This window comes from Aeromonas sobria (assembly GCF_000820145.1).
Classification (GTDB): Bacteria; Pseudomonadota; Gammaproteobacteria; order Enterobacterales; family Aeromonadaceae; genus Aeromonas; species Aeromonas sobria.
The window spans coordinates 126356-142970 of record NZ_CDBW01000017.1 but is presented as its reverse complement, the minus strand read 5'-3'; the positions used below and the strand labels follow the sequence as shown (position 1 = coordinate 142970).

Genomic DNA, 16615 nt, shown 5'->3' with positions numbered 1-16615 from the left:
CAATTAAGAGACATCAATCACACAACAAAATTAACACCTTTAACACCACGGCAACCAATTGTTGTTTACTCAAAGATTAATTTTGGTCGTCAGCAAAATATGGCAGATATAAAAAATGCCCCGCATTGCGGGGCATTTTTCATCAAGCACGACAGCGTCGGGATCAGACCGAGGTATCGAGAGGTTCGAAGCCCTTGATCAGGTCATCGATGGCCTTCATCTGCTTGAGGAAGCCTTCCAGCTTCTCCAGCGGCAAGGCGCTCGGGCCATCGCAGCGAGCGATTTTCGGATCCGGGTGGGATTCGATAAACAGACCGGCCAGACCCACAGCCATACCAGCGCGAGCCAGCTCGGTCACCTGCTCGCGGCGACCACCGGAGGCCGCTCCCAACGGATCACGGCACTGCAGGGAGTGGGTAACGTCAAAAATAACCGGGTAACCGCCGGTGCTCTTCTTCATCACGCCCAGACCCAGCATGTCTACCACCAGGTTGTCGTAACCAAAGTTGGCGCCGCGCTCGCAGAGGATCAAGCGGTCATTACCGCACTCCTCAAACTTGTCGGTGATGTTCTTCATCTGACCCGGGCTCAGGAACTGGGGCTTTTTGATGTTGATGACATTACCGGTGCGCGCCATGGCTTCCACCAGATCGGTCTGGCGTGCCAGGAAGGCGGGCAGCTGGATCACATCAACCACCTCGGCAACAGCCTTGGCCTGATGGGGCTCGTGCAGATCAGAGATCACCGGCATGCCGAAGGTGGCCTTCAGCTCCTGGAAAATCTTCATCCCCTCTTCCAGACCCGGACCGCGATAGGAGTGGATGGAGGAGCGATTAGCCTTATCCCAGCTCGCCTTGAAGACAAACGGAATACCCAGCTTGGTCGTCACTTCCATATACTTCTCGCACACTGCCATCGCCATATCGCGCGATTCCAGTACGTTCATGCCGCCGAACAGCACAAACGGTTTGTCGTTGGCAACGTCGATCTCGTTGATCTTGATATTCTTCTGATCCATCTAAGACATCCTTAATGAAGAGGCTTGGGGCTGAGATCCAGCGCAGCCAGCTGCACTTTGAGCACATCGGCTACCGGATCGTCCGGGCATTGTTCAATAAAATAGCTAAAATCGTCGGCGGCCTGACGGGGGCAGTCGAGCTGCTCGTAGATGAAGCCGCGATCCCGCGTCTCCAGCGGGTCGCCCGGCTTCATGCGCAATAGCAGCTCGCTACAGCGCAGCGCCTCAGGCATGCGATCTTCCCGCAGCAGGGCACCCTTGCTGACGTTGAGCAGTCGCTCGATGATTTCCCACTGCCCAGACGGTTGCAAATAAGCCGGGGTCAGGGTGGCCAAATCCCCCAACGCACCGCGCAGCAATAGTTCGATACGCGCCAGACTCAGCTCATCGCCGGTAAAGGGATCGACATAGACCTCTCCTTCACCACCGGCAAAGCTCACCAGAAAGTGGCCGGGGAAACAGATCCCCTCCACATCGAGTCCGAGCTTGCGCCCCAGCTGAATAATCAAAATACCGAGACTGACCGGGATCCCCTTGCGCTGCACTAGAACCTGATTGAGGTCACTATTATTTGCAGAGAAGTAATCCTGCCAGTCGCCATGAAAACCGAGTTGCTGGTAAAAGCCCTGCAACAGTTGCTCACGCACCTCGTCGCAGGTTCCCTCTTCGATCTGTTCATCCAGCCACTCATCCAGCAGGGTCAACTCACGCCCTCCCTGCTCGGCAGATCCATAAATCTCATCGCTGATCGACAACGCCAGTTCGGTGATGTCATGAGCTTCAAAATCGGTCCATTCGTCTATGCGTAACATCTTCATCATGCCTTAACCGAATAAACTCGTCTGTTTGAGCACTGCCAACTTGGCAATGAAAAAGAGCCACCCCAGGGCGCCCAGAAAAGAACACCAGCGGATAAGATTGCTTTTGGCCAGCCGCAGCGCCATGGTCGCCAGAAATACCAGCACCACAATACCCATCAACTTTTCGCTGAGCCAGGGTGTGCCGTTATTGAACGGGTTGAGATCCAGCACCACACAGAGCAGCACGCCAGAGAGCACCACCAAACCGTTGAGCCAGCCACTGACTTTCACCACAGGCGCGCTGTAGGCACGGCCAGCGGTTGTTTGCACCCAGTAGAAACGGAGCATAAACATCAGTACGGCACCGGCAATCAGGAAGAAGTGCAGCAGTTTGAGCACAAAATACATCGTTAATCCTTGCAAGGAGCGCCACAACGGCACCCCGCGTATAAAACCTGTCGTTCGGCCAAACTCAGGCTAAAACGGGACCTTGCCGCTACGGACAGCGCCCCAGCGTGACCCTGTCGTTATCGCCGTAATCGCACACCGTGGCGACCTCGCGGTAGCCGCTATCCCCCAGCAACTGCCGCACTGCAGCGCCCTGATCCCAACCATGTTCCAGCAACAGCCAGCCATCGGTCAGCAGATAAGCGGGGGCATGGGCCACGATGTGGCGGATATCCGCCAGCCCGGCCTCATCGGCTACCAGCGCCGAGCGTGGTTCAAACCGTACGTCACCCTGCTCGAGATGGGGATCGGCGCCATCAATATAGGGGGGATTGGAGACGATCACCGCAAAACGTGGCGTCTTGTCGCGATCCGGTTCACCCAGCGGCTCAAACCAGCTGCCGTCGCGCACCTCGATGGGCAATCCCAAAGCGGCGCTGTTTTCGCGGGCCAATGCGGCGGCATCGGCCATCCTGTCCACGGCCCATACATCGACCTCGGGCCGCTCGGACTTGAGCGCCAGCGCGATGGCGCCGGTGCCGGTGCCGAGATCCAGCACGGCGCACGGCCCTTGCGGGATTTTGGTCAGTGCCTGCTCGACCAGCACCTCGGTATCGGGGCGCGGGATCAGGGTCGCCGGGCTCACTTTCAGCGGCAGCGACCAGAACTCCCGCTCTCCCACCAGATGGGCGATGGGTTCACCCGCCAGCCGACGGTCAAGCCACTGTTGCAGGGTGGCCTGCTGGACGGCATCCAGCTCGCGCTCGGGCCAGGTCATCAGATAGCTGCGACGGCAGTCGAGCAGATGGCAGAGCAGCACATCGGCGTCGGCGCGGGGGGATTCCCCGCCAGCCAGCACCGTCATGATATGGGAGCGGGCCTGCTGGATCTGCATCAGTGCCACCCCATCCTATGGGCGCAACACTTAATGCGAGCTTGCCGGATCACCAGTTGCATCAACTGTTCTCGGCCAGTGAGGCGAGCTGATCGGCCTGATACTCCTGCACCAGCGGCGTGATGATGCAGTCCAGATCCCCTTCCAAAATTTCAGAGAGACGATACAGGGTGAGGTTGATGCGGTGCTCGGAGAGACGGCCCTGCGGGTAGTTGTAGGTGCGGATACGCTCGGAGCGATCACCGGAGCCCACCAAATTGCGGCGAGTGCTCTGTTCGGCAGCGCGGTGGCGCTCATCCTCGGCAGCCTGCAGGCGGGCAGAAAGCACTGACATCGCCTTGGCGCGGTTCTTGTGCTGGGAGCGCTCGTCCTGGCACTCCACCACCAGACCGGTCGGCAGGTGGGTAATGCGAATGGCCGAGTCGGTCTTGTTGACGTGCTGACCACCGGCACCGGAGGCACGGAAGGTGTCGATCTTCAGATCGGAGGGGTTGATCTCGATCTGCTCGGCTTCCGGTACTTCCGGCAGCACGGCGACGGTACAGGCGGAGGTGTGCACCCGGCCCTGAGATTCGGTCTCAGGCACCCGCTGCACCCGGTGGCCACCGGATTCAAACTTGAGGCGGCCATAGACCCGCTCGCCGTCGATCTTGGCGATCACCTCCTTGTAGCCACCGTATTCACCGTCGTTGCAACTGACGATGGAAAGGCGCCAGCCCTGACGCTCGGCAAAGCGTGAATACATGCGAAACAGGTCGCCGGCAAAGATCGCCGCTTCGTCGCCACCGGCACCGGCGCGGATCTCCAGATAACAGTTATTGTCATCGCGGGGATCCTTGGGCAGCAGCATGACCTGCATCGCCTGCTCCTGTTGCTCCAGGGCGGCCTTGACCAGTGGCAACTCCTCCTGCGCCATCTCACGCAGGTCGGCGTCATCCTCTTCCAGCATCAGCTGGGTGGTCTCCAGATCATCCTGCGCCTGACGATAATGCTGGAAAGCGTGAACGATATCTTCCAGCTGGGCATACTCGCGGGTCAGGGCGCGGTAGCGCTCCTGATCCGAGACCACGTCCGGCTCGCCGAGCATGGCCTGAACTTCTTCGTGGCGCTCGATGAGGCCTTCCAGCTTTCTGATCAGTGACGGATTCATAACTCTTGCATTCTCAATGGAGGAAGGGGCCGCCAGCATGGCAACCCCGAACAATTACTCTTGGGACAATCCCAGCGCCTGCCGCAAGCGGGACAGCTCGCTCTGATCGCCCTGGGAAGCCGCCTGGCGCAAGGCCTGGGTCGGCGCGTGGATCAACTTGTTGGTGAGGCGATGGGCCATCGCCTTGAGCGCCTGTTCGGCACTCTCGCCCTGCGCCAATGCCAGCAGGGCCCGTTGCAGCTCTTCGTCAGCCACCTGTTGGGACTGATGGCGGTAGTCGCGAATGAGATCGACCGAGCTCTGGCCGCGATACCAGCCCATAAACTCGTCGCGCTCTTCCTGCACGATCACTTCCGCCTGCGCGGCAGCCCGTTTACGGGTTTCGAGGTTCTGCTCGATGATCCCCTGCAGGTCATCCACCGTGTAGAGATAGGCATCTGAGAGCTCATCCACTTCCGCTTCGATGTCACGCGGCACTGCGATATCCACCAGAAACATCGGCTTGGAGCGGCGGGCTTTGAGGGCGCGCTCCACCATCCCCTTGCCAATGATCGGCAGGGGGCTGGCGGTCGAACTGATGACGATATCCGCCTCGTGCAGATAGTCGGGGATCTCTTCAAGCGTCATCACCTGGGCACCGAATTCGGCCGCCAGGGTCTGGGCGCGCTGCAAGGTGCGGTTGGCCACCATCATCCGGGTGACGTTCTGCTCACGCAGATGGCGTGCCACCAGCTCGATGGTCTCCCCCGCACCGACCAGCAGTACCTTGGTCTGGGAAAGATCGGAGAAGATCCGCCGACCCAGGCTGACGGCAGCAAAGGCCACCGACACGGCACTGGCGCCAATCTCGGTATCGGTGCGCACCCGTTTTGCCACCGAGAAGGACTTCTGGAACAGCCGCTCCAGCGTTCCCTTGAGGGATTCTGACTGCTGGGCATGGGCATAGGATTGCTTGATTTGGCCCAGGATCTGCGGCTCACCGAGCACCAGCGAATCAAGCCCGCACGCCACCCGCATCAAGTGGCGCACCGCCTCTTCGTCATGGTGCTGATAGATGGCATTGACCAATTCGGCTGCGTCCAGCCCGTGGAATTGCTGTAACCAGCGCAACACATCGCTCTGCTGCTCGCCATCCAGGTTGCAGTACAGTTCGGTCCGGTTGCAGGTTGAGACAATCACCGCCTCGCTGACACCGGATTGGCTCACCAGCTCACGCAAGGCGCGATCGATGCAGTCCGGGCCAAAGGCGACCCGCTCCCGCAAGGCGACACTGGCGGTGTTGTGGTTGATTCCGAGTGCTAGCAAACTCATGAGTGGGCGACGATCATTTCATATGCAGGGTGCAAAGGCGGCAATTGTACGAGAAAGGGTAAGTCTTTAAAAGCAATACGGCAGCCCCGTATACTGTGACAAATTCCTCTCTCTGGAGCCTTGCCGTGCTGTTGCGTATTTTCACCCTCACCTGTCTGCTGTTGCTGGCCGGTTGTGCCACCACCCAACCCCAACGGGATCAGGTGAACTGGAACCAGGAGCGAACCCGTCTCGAACAGCTGACCCACTGGCAGATCGTCGGCAAGATGGCCATCATCTCCCCCCAGCAGAAAGGTAGCGCCCGCCTCAACTGGCAGCAGGATGGCGAGGATTATCGCCTCAACCTCAGCAGCCTGATCGGCACCAGCATTCTGGAGCTCTCCCGCAGCAAGGGGGAGATCACCCTGCTCGACAGCGACGGCAAGCGCCACCAGAGCCAGGATGCCGAAGCGCTTATCTATCAACTGACCGGCTGGCATATTCCGGTCGCCGGATTGCCGGAATGGATCAAGGGGCTGCCGGGTCAGGCCGAGTTTGAACTCAACCCCGACAGCAGTCTGGCCAGTGTCCGTGACGGCCAGTGGCAGATCGTCTATGGCGATTATCGGGATCAAGATGGCTACCGCCTGCCGCACCAGCTGACCATGACCGGCCAGAACAGCCGCCTCAAGCTTCAGATCAACCAATGGACTCTTGCACGTTAATGGCTTCCACACGCTGGCCGGCACCGGCCAAACTCAACCTGTTTTTACACGTCAATGGCCGTCGCGCCGATGGCTATCACGAGCTGCAAACCCTGTTTATCTTCCTCAATCACAACGACTGGCTCGAGTTCGAGGTGATTCCCGGCAGCGACTCACTCACCCTGAGCCCGGCCATTCCCGGGGTACCGGATGAGCAGAATCTGATCATCCGGGCGGCGCGCCTGCTGCAGGCAAAGCTACCGAGCCCGCAGGGAGCCCATATCCGGTTGGAGAAAGTGCTGCCCATGGGGGGCGGAATTGGCGGCGGATCGTCCGATGCCGCTACCACGCTAGTGGCGCTTAACCAGCTCTGGCAGGCGGGGCTCTGCGAAGATGAACTGGCAGCGCTTGGCGTGCAGCTGGGCGCCGATGTGCCGGTGTTTGTCCGTGGCAAGGCGGCCTTTGCCGAAGGGGTGGGCGAGCGGCTGCAACCGGTCGAATTACCAAGCGCCTGGTATCTGGTGCTCAAACCCGATTGCCATGTGGCCACGGCGGCAGTATTTCAGGATCCGGACCTGCCCAGAGCCACTCCGAAAATGGCGTTGGACAACTTGCTGGCAGGTGAGTGGAAAAACGATTGCGAATCACTGGTGAAAAAGCGCCACCCCGAGGTTGCCAATGCGCTCGGCTGGTTGCTAGAATACGCGCCGTCGAGAATGACGGGCACAGGAGCCTGCGTCTTTGCTCAATTTGAAGACGAAGTGACTGCTCGGGAAGTGTTTGCCAAGGTGCCGAAGGGGCTAGATGGGTTTGTCGCGAAAGGCGAGAACATATCACCTCTCTTCTGGACATTGCAACAGTTCAAATGATTGGGGTATCGCCAAGCGGTAAGGCAGCGGGTTTTGATCTCGCCATTCCTAGGTTCGAATCCTAGTACCCCAGCCAAATCCAGAGCCATAATATCCTTGCTCGTTATCTTGATAAATCGTTTGCCCCAAAACGATATGGGTCTGGTTTCAGACTCCCCCACATACTGGATGCAACCCCGAGGTTTCAAACCGTGCCTGACATGAAGCTGTTTGCTGGTAACGCAACGCCGGAACTAGCCCAGAAGATCGCAGATCGCCTGTTTATCAAACTCGGCAATGCTGCCGTAGGTCGCTTTAGCGACGGCGAGATCAGCGTACAGATCAATGAGAATGTACGTGGTGGCGATATCTTCATCATTCAATCCACCTGTGCCCCGACCAACGACAATTTGATGGAATTGATCGTTATGGTGGATGCACTGCGTCGTGCTTCAGCTGGCCGTATCACAGCCGTTATCCCCTACTTTGGTTATGCCCGTCAGGACCGCCGCGTCCGTTCCGCTCGTGTACCTATCACCGCCAAGGTTGTCGCTGACTTCCTCTCCAGCGTGGGTGTGGATCGCGTGCTGACCGTTGACCTGCATGCCGAGCAGATCCAGGGCTTCTTTGACGTTCCGGTCGACAACGTGTTCGGTAGTCCGGTACTGCTGGAAGACATGAAGTCCAAGAACCTCGAGTCTCCAGTTGTCGTCTCGCCAGACATCGGCGGCGTAGTGCGTGCCCGCGCCATCGCCAAGCTGCTGGACGATACCGACATCGCCATCATCGACAAGCGTCGTCCCCGCCCGAACGTCTCTCAGGTCATGCACCTGATCGGTGATGTTGCTGGCCGCGACTGCGTCATCGTTGATGACATGATCGACACCGGCGGCACCCTGTGCAAAGCCGCAGAAGCCCTGAAAGAGCGTGGCGCCAAGCGTGTATTCGCTTATGCCACTCACCCGGTCTTCTCTGGCACTGCCGTCGAGAACATCAAGAACTCGGTGATCGATGAACTGATCATCACCGACTCCATCCCGCTCACCGCGGAGATGAAAGCGATTGGTAAAGTCAAACAGCTGACTCTCTCAACCGTGCTGGCCGAAGCCATTCGCCGCATCAGCAACGAAGAGTCCATCTCTGCCATGTTTGAGCATTGATAGATTCAGCAATAACGAAAACCGCCTGCTGGCGGTTTTCGTCTTTCTGAACCCTCTCTTTCCACCCCTTTGCTATCTGGTACGACCCTGCCCCCGGCAGGCTTAAGGATTTACCCATGAATTGCTTGCGTCCCCTCCTGCTCGCGACCCTCACCAGCGCCCTGTTTGCCTGTCAGCCAGCGAAAGAGAGTCAACCCTTCGTGCTGACCCTGGCTCACATGAACGATACCCACTCCCAGTTTGATCCGGTCAATGCCGATCTCACCGGGCAGATCTTTGGCCAGCAGGAGGAGACGGACACCCTCTACACCCGTTTTGGCGGTTACCCCCGCCTGCTAACCATGGCGAAAGCCTATCAGGCCGAGGCACTGGCCAAGAACCAGCCCATACTGCTGCTACACGGTGGCGACGCTTGGCAGGGCAGCGGCTACTTCAAGCTCAACGAAGGGATGGCCAATGCCGATCTGCTGAGTCAGTTTGGCCTCGATGCCATGGCGCTGGGCAACCACGAGTTCGATCTGGACAACCAGAAGCTGGCCCGCTTCATCGAGGGGGTCAACTTCCCGGTGCTGGCTGCCAACCTCGACACCAAGGCCGATCCTGCCCTTAGCAAGGCAGACAACCTCAAGCCCTTCGTGGTCTATGCCTTTGACGGCAACCAGAAGAGCCCGGTCACCGATCTCGACAAGCTGCCGCAAGGCAAACAGCTGGTCGCTATCATAGGTCTGGTGCTGGAAGACATGGGTAATATCGCCCCCAACGTTGGCAAGCTGCGCTTTGGCAAAGAGGTCACCTCGGCTCAGGCCACGGTCGATCTGCTGCAGGCCAAAGGGATCAACCAGATCGTGGCCCTGACCCACATCGGCAACGAGCGGGATCTGGCGCTGGCAGCCAAGGTAAATGGCATCGATGCCATCGTCGGCGGCCACTCCCACAGCCTGCTCGGCGATTTTCGCAATATCGGCTGGGGCAAGACCGGCGACTACGCCAAGCTGGTGACCAACCCGGACGGCATTGGCAAGACCTGCGTGGTGCAGGCAGGCTCTTACGCCCAAGCCATCGGTCTGGCGCAGGTGACCTTTGACAGCCAAGGCCAGCTGACCGACTGCCAGGGCCACAACAGCCTGCTGGCCAGCCGCGACTTCTTCGCCGATCCGGCCCGCAAGCAAGCGCTCGACCAAACCCGCAGCAAAGAGGCGATCAAGTTTGTCGACAACCAGCCCAATCTGGTGACCGTGGATGAAGATCCGCGCCTGCGCGGCATCATCGACAGCCACTACAAACCGGCGCTGGAGAAAGCCTACGGCCCGGTGATCGGCACCATCCCCGCACAGCTGCAAAATGCCCGTCGCCCCGGCGACAACGGCAGCGACAGCCACGGCTCCGATGTGGCGCCGCTGGTCGCCGAAGGGGAGTTCTACTGGGCCAATACGCCAGCAGTGCAAGCCCTGACCGGTGGCCCGGTGGACTTCGCCCTGCTGGCGGTGGGCGGCGTGCGTGCCGAACTGCCTGCTGGCGAATGGCGCGAGGGGGATAGTGCCCTCACCCTGCTGCCGTTCAAAAACCAGCTCTCGGTGCTGACCCTGACCGGTGCCGAAGTGCGCGCCCTGCTGAGCGAAACCATCACTGCCACCCTGCCCGCCAGCGCCCATGCCGGCAAGTTCCCCTACGGTGGCAACCTGCGCTACACCTTCCAGGAAACCGACGCAGGCAAAGCAGGCACCCTGACCCGGTTGCAGCGCAAGACCGCAAGCGGAGAGTGGCAAGATCTGCTGGATAACCAGCGCTATCGGGTGGTGATGAACGCCTACAGCGCCAACGGCAACGATGGCTGGCAGGCACTGGCCAATGCCCAGCGCCACCAGAGCGAGCGGGTCGATATCGCCAGCGTCAACGGCAAGCTGACCGCCTTCCCGGTGCTGAAAGTGGCACAAAACGGCGAACTGCTCAGCGCCGTCTATGCCCCGGGCCAGGCCCTCGACTGCAAGGCCAGCGGCGTGGATTGCGGCACCGATGCAGCTTCCTTTGTGGAGTATGTGCGCGAGGCTCGCCCCACCCTGACCGCACTGGATGAAGAGACAGTCACCCTGCTGCGAGCCAAGTAAATCTGCCTATCCGTTACCTGCAACAGGCCTCTTGCATGAGGCCTGTTTATTGATTGCTAGCTGCCTGAGTGGCTCAAATCCCGCCAGAACATGAGCATTGGTTGAGTGATCGTCACTCGGCGGCTAGAATATTGCGTCCTATTGCCCTGGGTAGTGTACCCATTGCAGCTGCGAGTGAAGACATCAAGCGTGACAAGCGAAATCAAACTGATCGTCGGACTGGGTAACCCCGGCCCGGAATATGCCAAGACCCGCCATAATGCGGGCGTCTGGTATGTGGAGCAACTGGCCCGCTGGCACAATGTCAGTCTGCGTGAAGAACCCAAGTTCTTTGGCCATACTGCCCGCATTCAGGTCGAGGGGCAGGATGTGCGTCTGCTCATCCCGAACACCTATATGAACCTCTCTGGCAAAGCTGTCGCTGCTCTGGCGCGCTTTTATCAGATTGAGCCAGAAGCAATGCTGGTTGCCCACGATGAACTTGACCTGCCGCCAGGCATCGCCAAGTTCAAACAGGGCGGTGGTCACGGCGGCCATAACGGCCTCAAAGACATCATCGCCAAAATGGGCAACAACAATAACTTCTTCCGGCTGCGCCTCGGGATCGGCCATCCCGGCAGCAAAGAGCTGGTGGCAGGCTTTGTGCTGACCAAGGCCCCCGGCAGTGAACAGAACCTGATCGACGCCGCGCTGGACGAATCTCTGCGCGCCACCGACATCCTGTTCAAACAAGATATGACCAAGGCCATGAATCGCTTGCACAGCTTCAAGGCTGAAAAGGGTTAGGTCGGTTTGACCCTGTACGGACATTGTGCCGGTGCATGAGCAACGACCAGAACAAGCATGACATGGGCCGCCTGCGGGCGACCCTCAACAGCATCCATCAATAAGGTAACAATCCATGGGTTTTAAATGCGGTATCGTGGGCCTGCCCAATGTAGGCAAATCCACCCTGTTCAACGCGCTGACCAAGGCCGGTATCGAAGCCGCCAACTTCCCGTTCTGCACCATCGAGCCGAACACCGGTGTGGTCCCGATGCCGGATCCCCGCCTCGATCAGCTGGCTGCCATCATCAATCCGCAGCGCGTTGTGCCGACCACCATGGAATTTGTCGACATCGCGGGCCTGGTTGCCGGCGCCTCCAAGGGTGAAGGTCTGGGTAACCAGTTCCTGGCCAACATCCGTGAAACCGAAGCGATCGGCCACGTAGTGCGCTGCTTCGATGACGAGAACATCATTCACGTTGCCGGCAAGGTCTCCCCGGCTGACGATATCGAAGTGATCAACACCGAGCTGGCCCTGTCGGATCTGGACGCCTGCGAGCGCGCCATTCACCGCCAGTCCAAGCGCGCCAAAGGCGGCGACAAGGATGCCAAGCTGGAAGTGGAAGTGCTGGAGAAGATCCGCGTTGCACTGGAAGATGGCCAGATGATCCGTGGCTTGAAGCTGGACAAGGAAGAGCTGGGCGCTATCAGCCAGTTCAACTTCCTGACCCTCAAGCCAACCATGTACATCGCCAACGTGGCGGAAGATGGTTTCGACAACAACCCCTACCTCGACAAAGTGCGTGAAATCGCCGCCGCCGAGAATGCTGTAGTGGTCGTGGTTTGCTGCTCCATCGAATCAGACATCGCCGAGCTGGACGACGACGATCGCGCCGAATTTATGGCAGACCTTGGCATTGAAGAGCCGGGCCTGAACCGGGTGATCCGCTCCGGTTACGAGCTGCTCAACCTGCAAACCTACTTCACCGCCGGTGTTAAAGAGGTTCGCGCCTGGACCATCCCGGTCGGTGCCACCGCCCCGCAAGCGGCAGGCAAGATCCACACTGACTTTGAAAAAGGCTTTATTCGCGCCCAAACCATCGCCTTTGACGACTTCATTACCTACAAGGGTGAGCAAGGCGCCAAAGAAGCGGGCAAGATGCGTGCAGAAGGGAAAGAGTACATCGTCAAAGATGGCGATATCATGAACTTCCTGTTCAACGTATAAGTGCTTTAGCCCTTTTTAAACAATCGGTTAAACAGGGTCTATCCGGCGTTGTGGTCGGTATAACAGATTGCTGAAAAAGCCCGTCTGGAAACAGATGGGCTTTTTCTTTTAGCGCATGCCACAGTCATGATTTGGCAGTGAAATAAACGGGTAACCTCTTCTCAGCACGGCTCAATCCACGGTGCCACCACCACTCCCGCACGGTTCATCATAAAAAACCGGAGCATCTTGCTCCGGCTCCCGCTATCTGGCTGAAGGTCGCGACTCGCGGTGATAAAGCAGCCTTATCTCGTTGAGTAGCCACATCACCTTGGCATCCTGATTGTGGCGTTTGTGCCACAGCAAGATGAAGGTGACCTCTAGCTGTTTATAGAGCTTCTCCGGCAGTGGCAGCGGCATGGTCACCAGATTGGGGTGATATTTGGCCGCAAACCCGGCGCAGTAGGAGGGGGCGACCGCAATCAGCTCATGGGTAGATTGGGAAGCAACATTCAGCGCCTGCTCGAAGCTGGATACCATGATGGGCACCTTGCGCTGCAACCCCTCATCCTCTAGCAGCATATCCAGGCTCCAGGTCTCCTTGACCTCCAGCACCACGCTGCAGTGGGAGCAAGCCAGAAAGTTCTCCAGTGTCCACTGCTGCTGCAGCGGGTGATCCTTGCGCAAGAACACCACCGGCAAGTCGTGGAACAGCACTTCGTGATCAATGTAATAGGGCAGATTGCTGATCTTGGCCAGAGAACGGTCATAACGCTCGCGGACACAGACGCCGAGATCCGCATCGCCATTAACGAGATCCGTGAGGGAGTGGTGATTCCACCCCTGCATCTTGACCACCGAGTTGGGATACTTCTCATGGATGGTGACAGGCAAATCACTCAGCAGGCTGTTGTAGAAGGGAGATTGCATCACCAGATTGAAGCGGGCCCCATCGGGGATCGCCTCACTATTGAGCGAGGCGATGCTGCCGGTGAGCTGGAACCAGGCGTCCAGCTCACCGGCCAGCGCCAGAGCGAGGTTGGTCGGCATTAACCCCTTGCGCCCTCTCACAAAGAGCGGGTCGGCAAACCAGTCCCGCAGCTTGGCCAACGCCTTGCTCACAGTGGAAGGGGTCACACTGAGCTGTTTCGCCGCGCCCGCCACACTACGCTCCGCCATCAGGTATTTGAATACCACCAGCAGGTTCAAATCGAGCTCACCCAGTGTTCGCATACTTCCTCTCGTCAAAGGCCCTCACCGTGAAGGTGCCTTTCGGACTGCGAACGATGACCTTCGCACGCTGATCGACCGACCTGTGTGCAAAATTATCCACCGAAAACCAGTCCCAAAGCACCATCAGAGTAGCTAGCCTGTTTTCTCTCTGCGACACCGCAACCATGCACTACTTAACCACATACGGCCAAACAACAGATTATCGAATGCTCGACTATCTCTTGTTCATCACCAACACGACACCATCCAGTTCAGGGAAGCCGATAAGCAACATCTCTGCTCCGCTATCATTTTTAAGAGTCGCGCCATAAGCCACAGCCCCATTTCTTCCCTTGGCCAATCCTTCGTTGTTAAAAAGATCGGGGGCAGTCCAGTTTACCCCTTTCGCGAGGTCAAACCGACACTTGTCAAAACCGGTAAAAATCAGCTTGTCGAAATTTGTTTTACCCGATGAAGTTGCATCCCCCACCAGGGTACATCCGGCAGCCGGAAACGTCATCGTGACCGTCACCTTGTCACCATTGCGGGTTGTCTCCACATCGCCCAGCATATCCGTGCTATACCCCTTATTGTCATGCCAGTTATCCGTATTTATGGCGCGGGTTTTCAACTCCGTTAAGGATATTTTACCAGACCATTTTGGATACATTGAGGTGCCAGCACTAACGAAATCAAGCTCAGTATTAAGTTTCGAGGAAATGTTAGTATTGCTCACCTTTATCTGCGGTGTGTTGTGAACAATATCATTATAAGAAACATCTACCCGCTTGATGAGAAGTTCTGCAGGGACACGACTATCTGCCATTGGCCGGTTCATTTGACGACTGATACTTGTGAGCTGTACTGAATTAGGATTGTCTTTTAATATTTCATCACGACTCTGCTCTACCCACCATTTGGTGGCCATCACACCATTATTGACCCATGCACTCCAGCGAGTAACATCTATCCCATCAACCTTTTGATATTTCAATGCCAAACCAGTCAGGTCTATCGCCCCGTTGGTTTGTATATAATCAGCTTTATAAAGTGTTGCATTAGGTATAGTCACATGTTCCAGTGCAAGGGGTTTAACCGGTTCACTGGCTTTTACAACGGTGGTTTCATCAGATCCACCACCACAGCCATAAAGCGCCGCCATACCGGCAGTCGCCAATAAAATACTTTTCAATTGAGTCACACGCTATCTCCTTTACTTGTCATGCAGCACAGTCTATTTGTGCTGTGCGAGGTGCATAAATACCGAAACTCAGGCTGGTAAACAGGGAGTCCCAAAAGCCGACTTTGGTCTCTATCCGTACGACATTCTCGATACCGTGACAGATCGCGGCCGCATCAATCGTATCGTTGATGCCGAAGTCGATATCGGAAAAGAAAAAGTGGCTGGTAATTTCTTTCGAACTGACAATCGCACCTTTGTTAAGTGCAAATGCTTGGGAACCATCAGAATGCACACTATTTTTCGCGCAACCACAGAGCAACACGGTCAAAACAATGGCCGTTATAGTTTTGTGATTAATCATTTAAACAACCTTTCCAGTTTCGTTAGTCCACAATATCTGGCTTTAACGGAAATATATTAACAGCAAGAATAGACACCCAATGGCATAAAACCATGAGAAAGTTGTAATGATTTATTTCATAAGTGTTCGATGAACAATAGACATCCCCTGGCGATACATCCAGATGTAAATACAGGGTGATAATGTTAACACAAGCCGATAACTTTATATTATTTGTGAATAGCCACTGACAGGCACGGATATTTCCCGATAGCACATCGCAGCTTTTATTATAAATGGCAGTATCTAACAGCGGAGAGTGTGACGTCTATAGCAAAACCAGAAGTTGGCACCTTCCATTTTAGAATGTTCGTTAATCGTTTGTTGTCGCCACTAAATACAATATTATCAGCACCACTCATGCCCGCAGCAACCTGTTGTTTCAGGACATAAATCGGGACATAAAAAAGCCGGAGCAGATCGCTCCGGCTTATCAATGGGCACCGTCACGGCAACATTAGCGTGGCGATTCGTCGTTGTAGAGTCGCCGGATCTCGTTGCGCAGCCACATCACCTTGGCATCCTGATTGTGCCGTTTGTGCCACAGCAGGATGAAGGCGATCTCCAGCTGGGCATAGAGCTTCTCCGGCAGCGGCAGCGGCATGGCGATCAGATTGCCGTGATGCCGACTGGCATAACCACCGCAGTAGGAGGGAGCCACCGCAATCAGCTCATGGCTCGACTGGGAGGCAATATGCAACGCCTGCTCGAAGCTGGAGACCATGATGGGCACCTCCCGCTTCAGCCCCTCGTCCTCCAGCAGACTGTCGAGGGCCCAGGTATCGTTCGCTTCCCACACCATGCTGATCTGGGGGCAGGCCAGAAAGTTTTCCAGCGACCACTTCTGCTGGAGCAAGGGGTGATCCTTGCGCAGAAAAACCACCGGGCGATCGGTGAACAGCACCTCGTGATCGATGTAATAGGGCAACCGGTTGACCTTGGCCTGAGAACGGCCATGGGTCTCGCGGGCGCAGAAGCCCAGATCCGCATCACCGTTGACGATGTCGTTGAGGGAGTGGTGATCCCACCCCAGCATCCTGACCACCGAGTTGGGGTACTTCTGGTAGATGGTCATGGGCAGATCGCTCAGAAAGCTGATGTAGAAGGGGGACTCCATCACCAGCGTGAAGCGGGCTCCGTCGGGGATCGCGTCGCTATTGAGCGAGGTGATGCTGTCGGTGAGCTGGAACCAGACCTTCAGCTCCTCCTCCAGCGTCAGGGAGAGGTTGGTGGGCTGCAATCCCTGCCGTACCCGCACAAACAGGGGATCGTCAAACCACTCCCGCAACTTGGCCAGAGACTTGCTCACCGCCGACGGGGTGACACAGAGCTTTTTGGCCGCCCCAGCCACACTGCGCGCCTGCATCAGGTGCTTGAAAACCACCAACAGGTTCAAATCGAGTTCACCCAGATTGCGCATATCCCCTCTCA

The 16615-nt window shown here is 57.2% G+C and carries 15 protein-coding genes, 1 tRNA gene and 1 pseudogene; 7 read left to right on the top strand and 10 right to left on the bottom strand.

What is annotated here, in order from left to right; all coding sequences use genetic code 11:
• Positions 1-163: 163 nt before the first annotated feature.
• From kdsA to hemA, 6 genes are all read right to left on the bottom strand, one after another.
• A complete protein-coding gene (kdsA, locus tag BN1135_RS09310; RefSeq protein WP_042020544.1) occupies positions 164-1018 on the bottom strand; it encodes a 3-deoxy-8-phosphooctulonate synthase in 855 nt (284 codons plus the stop codon).
• 11 nt (positions 1019-1029) lie between these two features.
• Positions 1030-1830 (bottom strand): SirB1 family protein, encoded by an 801-nt coding sequence (locus tag BN1135_RS09305; protein WP_042020543.1) that lies wholly within the window; start codon positions 1828-1830, stop codon positions 1030-1032.
• Positions 1831-1842: 12 nt separating this feature from the next.
• On the bottom strand, positions 1843-2226 hold the full coding sequence (locus BN1135_RS09300; RefSeq protein WP_042020542.1) for a SirB2 family protein: 384 nt from the start codon (positions 2224-2226) through the stop codon (positions 1843-1845).
• 88 nt (positions 2227-2314) lie between these two features.
• Positions 2315-3160: a peptide chain release factor N(5)-glutamine methyltransferase gene (prmC, locus tag BN1135_RS09295; protein WP_042020541.1), complete on the bottom strand. Its 846-nt coding sequence runs from the start codon at positions 3158-3160 to the stop codon at positions 2315-2317.
• Positions 3161-3221: 61 nt separating this feature from the next.
• Positions 3222-4310, bottom strand: a complete 1089-nt coding sequence (prfA, locus tag BN1135_RS09290; RefSeq protein ID WP_042020540.1) for a peptide chain release factor 1 — start codon at positions 4308-4310, stop codon at positions 3222-3224.
• A gap of 54 nt (positions 4311-4364) precedes the next feature.
• Complete coding sequence (gene hemA, locus BN1135_RS09285; protein WP_042020539.1) at positions 4365-5621, bottom strand: glutamyl-tRNA reductase; 1257 nt, start codon at positions 5619-5621, stop codon at positions 4365-4367.
• Between the two features lie 125 nt (positions 5622-5746).
• On the opposite strand from hemA, the gene lolB reads away from it, so the two are divergent.
• The 7 genes and pseudogenes from lolB to ychF all read left to right on the top strand — a co-directional run bounded on the left by lolB (position 5747) and on the right by ychF (position 12410).
• Positions 5747-6325 (top strand): lipoprotein insertase outer membrane protein LolB, encoded by a 579-nt coding sequence (gene lolB, locus BN1135_RS09280; RefSeq protein ID WP_042020538.1) that lies wholly within the window; start codon positions 5747-5749, stop codon positions 6323-6325.
• Positions 6325-7195, top strand: a pseudogene (gene ispE, locus BN1135_RS09275) (4-(cytidine 5'-diphospho)-2-C-methyl-D-erythritol kinase). Before lolB ends, ispE begins: the two are co-directional and overlap by 1 nt.
• Positions 7175-7249: transfer RNA gene (locus tag BN1135_RS09270), tRNA-Gln, on the top strand. Before ispE ends, BN1135_RS09270 begins: the two are co-directional and overlap by 21 nt.
• 115 nt (positions 7250-7364) lie before the next feature.
• Positions 7365-8312, top strand: coding sequence for a ribose-phosphate pyrophosphokinase (locus tag BN1135_RS09265; protein ID WP_042020535.1), 948 nt, complete (start codon positions 7365-7367; stop codon positions 8310-8312).
• A 116-nt stretch (positions 8313-8428) separates the two neighbouring features.
• Entirely contained in the window at positions 8429-10417 is a 1989-nt protein-coding gene (locus BN1135_RS09260; RefSeq protein WP_042020533.1) for a bifunctional metallophosphatase/5'-nucleotidase, read from the top strand.
• Positions 10418-10606: 189 nt separating this feature from the next.
• Positions 10607-11203 (top strand): aminoacyl-tRNA hydrolase, encoded by a 597-nt coding sequence (pth, locus tag BN1135_RS09255; protein ID WP_042020532.1) that lies wholly within the window; start codon positions 10607-10609, stop codon positions 11201-11203.
• A gap of 115 nt (positions 11204-11318) precedes the next feature.
• Positions 11319-12410, top strand: coding sequence for a redox-regulated ATPase YchF (gene ychF / locus BN1135_RS09250; RefSeq protein ID WP_042020530.1), 1092 nt, complete (start codon positions 11319-11321; stop codon positions 12408-12410).
• Between the two features lie 243 nt (positions 12411-12653).
• On the opposite strand, the gene yidZ (BN1135_RS09245) is transcribed toward ychF, so the two are convergent.
• The 4 genes from yidZ (BN1135_RS09245) to yidZ (BN1135_RS09225) all read right to left on the bottom strand — a co-directional run bounded on the left by yidZ (BN1135_RS09245) (position 12654) and on the right by yidZ (BN1135_RS09225) (position 16604).
• Positions 12654-13622, bottom strand: coding sequence for an HTH-type transcriptional regulator YidZ (yidZ, locus tag BN1135_RS09245; RefSeq protein ID WP_042020529.1), 969 nt, complete (start codon positions 13620-13622; stop codon positions 12654-12656).
• A gap of 214 nt (positions 13623-13836) precedes the next feature.
• Positions 13837-14802: a hypothetical protein gene (locus BN1135_RS09235; protein WP_042020524.1), complete on the bottom strand. Its 966-nt coding sequence runs from the start codon at positions 14800-14802 to the stop codon at positions 13837-13839.
• A 19-nt stretch (positions 14803-14821) separates the two neighbouring features.
• Positions 14822-15145 (bottom strand): Bor/Iss family lipoprotein, encoded by a 324-nt coding sequence (locus tag BN1135_RS09230; RefSeq protein WP_042020523.1) that lies wholly within the window; start codon positions 15143-15145, stop codon positions 14822-14824.
• Positions 15146-15641: 496 nt separating this feature from the next.
• Entirely contained in the window at positions 15642-16604 is a 963-nt protein-coding gene (yidZ, locus tag BN1135_RS09225) for an HTH-type transcriptional regulator YidZ (RefSeq protein ID WP_042020521.1), read from the bottom strand.
• Positions 16605-16615 lie beyond the last annotated feature (11 nt).